The following is a 3,164-nucleotide window of genomic DNA, read 5'->3' on the forward strand; positions in this document are numbered from 1 at the left end:
GAGTTCCTGGAACTGGACTTTGAAGAAGAAGCCGGCAGCGGCGATGGCTACGCCAAAGTCATGTCCGAGGCCTTTATCAAAGCGGAAATGGCGCTGTTCGCCGCGCAGGCGAAAGAGGTGGATATCATCGTCACCACTGCGCTGATCCCCGGTAAGCCAGCACCACGTCTCATCACCAAAGAGATGGTGGAGAGCATGAAACCCGGTAGCGTCATCGTCGATCTGGCCGCGCAAACCGGCGGCAACTGCGAACTGACGGTGGCCGATCAGGTCACGGTCACAGACAACGGCGTCAAGATTATTGGCTACACCGACCTGCCGAGCCGCTTGCCTACCCAGTCTTCTCAGCTGTACGGCACCAACCTGGTGAATCTGCTGAAACTGTTATGCAAAGAGAAGAATGGCGAGATTGATGTCAACTTCGAAGATAACGTGATTCGCGGCGTAACCGTCGTGAAAAGCGGCGAAATCACCTGGCCGGCACCGCCGATTCAGGTTTCCGCACAGCCGCAACAGGCCCAACCTGCCGCTGCCGCGCCGAAGAAACCGGAAGCGAAACCCGCCTCCCCGTGGAATAAATACATCATCCTTGCGGTAGCTATCGTGCTGTTTGGCTGGTTAGCCAACGTTGCTCCGCCAGAGTTCCTGTCGCATTTCACCGTATTTGCGCTGGCCTGTGTAGTCGGATATTACGTGGTATGGAACGTCAGCCACGCGCTGCATACGCCGCTGATGTCCGTGACGAATGCCATTTCCGGCATCATCGTCGTCGGGGCGCTACTGCAGATAGGGCATGGCGGCTGGGTGTCGTTCTTTTCCTTTATTGCTGTACTGGTTGCCAGCATCAATATCTTCGGTGGTTTCACCGTCACTCAGCGCATGCTGAAAATGTTCCGCAAGAATTAAGGAGTCAAGGATGTCTGGTGGATTAGTCACGGCAGCCTACATCGTCGCTGCCATATTGTTTATTTTCAGCCTTGCTGGGTTATCCAAACATGAAACCTCTCAACAGGGGAACATTTTTGGGATCACCGGTATGGCGATTGCGCTGCTGGCGACCATTTTGGGGCCGAATGCCGATAACGTCGGGTGGATCATCGTGGCGATGGCAATCGGCGGCGGTATTGGCGTGCATCTGGCGCGCAAAGTTGAAATGACGGAAATGCCGGAGTTGGTGGCGATTTTGCACAGCTTCGTGGGTTTCGCCGCAGTATTGGTAGGCTTTAACAGCTATATCGATCACGGTGAAATTACCGATCCTGTCCTGATCAACATTCACATGACCGAAGTTTTCCTGGGCATCTTCATCGGTGCCGTTACCTTTACCGGTTCGGTTATCGCTTTCGGGAAGCTCCGCGGAACAATCTCCTCCAAACCGCTGATGCTGCCTAACCGCCACAAGCTGAATCTGGCCGCTCTGGTCGTGTCCTTCTTGTTGCTGTTAGTCTTCGTGAACACGGGCAGCGTCTCTCTGCAGGTCCTGTCTCTGCTGCTAATGACGGCTATCGCACTGGTATTTGGCTGGCATCTGGTTGCGTCTATCGGTGGCGCAGACATGCCGGTTGTCGTTTCGATGCTGAACTCGTATTCAGGGTGGGCCGCGGCAGCAGCCGGTTTCATGCTGAGCAACGATTTGCTGATCGTCACCGGTGCGTTGGTCGGTTCTTCCGGCGCCATCCTGTCTTACATTATGTGTAAAGCGATGAACCGCTCCTTTATCAGCGTCATCGCGGGCGGGTTTGGTACAGACGGCGCGGTCTCTTCAGCCAGTGAGGAAGTGGGCGAATACCGTGAAACCACAGCGGAAGAGGTTGCTGAACTGCTGAAAGGCTCCAGTTCCGTCATCATCACCCCGGGCTATGGCATGGCCGTCGCACAGGCGCAATATCCGGTTCACGATATTACCGCCAAGCTGCGTGAACGTGGCATCAACGTTCGTTTCGGTATCCATCCGGTCGCCGGGCGTCTGCCGGGCCATATGAACGTACTGCTCGCCGAAGCCAAAGTGCCTTATGACATCGTGCTGGAAATGGATGAAATCAATGATGATTTCGCCGACACCGACACCGTATTGGTCATTGGTGCCAACGATACGGTCAACCCGGCCGCGCAGGAAGATCCGAACAGCCCTATCGCGGGAATGCCGGTTCTGGAAGTGTGGAAAGCGCACAACGTCATCGTGTTCAAACGCTCGATGAACACCGGTTATGCCGGCGTGCAAAACCCGCTGTTCTTCAAAGAGAATACGCAGATGCTGTTTGGCGATGCCAAAGCCAGCGTCGAAGCCATTCTGAAAGCCCTCTAAGCTTTCTTTTTAGCTCTCAAAACGCCGCCTCGTGCGGCGTTTTTTTTGCCTTCTACTGCCAAACCTCACTCATCATCTTGCCATCACATAAGCCGGTTTACCCTTTATTCTTCCGCGAAGACGGCAAAACGACGTGTGGATAACGAGGGGTATAAATTGACTCTACGCACGTTGGGCTGTCAGGCGTCAGACTGGGGTAGATGAAGGGAATGCGTAGCAAGAAGAAAGAAGCGGGGCGCCGGATATTCTGCGCCCCGTTGAAGATGACAGGGTTATTGGACGCTATTCAATTCCGGTGCGGTATCGTCGTCACTCTCGCCAGAGGCCATAGGAGAAACGAAATCATCCGGCTTGATGGCCAACAAATCACATTTCAGACGGTCGATCACGTGTTCGACGGTATTGCCGATAAAGGCGGCGGATAAACCGGTTCGGCCTAGCGAGCCCAGAACGACGACACCGGCCTGCAGGTGTTCAGCCAGATCGGGGATCACCTCTTCAGGCAACCCTTTTTCAACGTGCGTCAGACGCTCGTCGAGGCTGAATTTTTGCCGCAGCGCCTTCATTGCCAGCAGATGCTGGCCGCGTATGGCATCGTTGTATACGCTGGGGTCGAAGTCCGGCAATTCGATGGCGACATTAATGGGCGTGGCCGGGTAGGCTCCCACCAGATGCACATCGGTCTGATTGACCTGTCTGGCGAGGTCCAGCGTTTCGGAGACCAATTTGATATTAAGGGGGTCGTGCAAAGGATCTTCGCTCGCGAGATTGACCGCCACCAACGCCTGACCGCCATCAGGCCAAGGCTGATCTTTCACCATCCAGACCGGGCAGGGACATTTGCGCAACAGCTGCCAGT

General features: G+C 55.0%; 3 protein-coding genes. 2 read left to right on the forward strand and 1 reads right to left on the reverse strand.

The genetic code is table 11. The features are described 5' to 3' along the window. A partial coding sequence (gene pntA / locus Q7O77_RS16215; protein ID WP_304169707.1) for a Re/Si-specific NAD(P)(+) transhydrogenase subunit alpha occupies nt 1-906 on the forward strand: 906 nt, incomplete at its 5' end. A gap of 10 nt (nt 907-916) precedes the next feature. After that, complete coding sequence (gene pntB / locus Q7O77_RS16220) at nt 917-2,305, forward strand: Re/Si-specific NAD(P)(+) transhydrogenase subunit beta (protein WP_085652024.1); 1,389 nt, start codon at nt 917-919, stop codon at nt 2,303-2,305. A 272-nt stretch (nt 2,306-2,577) separates the two neighbouring features. On the opposite strand, the gene uspE is transcribed toward pntB, so the two are convergent. Beyond that, the coding region (gene uspE, locus Q7O77_RS16225) for a universal stress protein UspE (RefSeq protein ID WP_304169710.1) at nt 2,578-3,164 on the reverse strand (587 nt) is incomplete at its 5' end.

The sequence above is a fragment of the Lonsdalea britannica genome (assembly GCF_946477055.1).
In the GTDB taxonomy this organism is placed as follows: domain Bacteria; phylum Pseudomonadota; class Gammaproteobacteria; order Enterobacterales; family Enterobacteriaceae; genus Lonsdalea; species Lonsdalea britannica_A.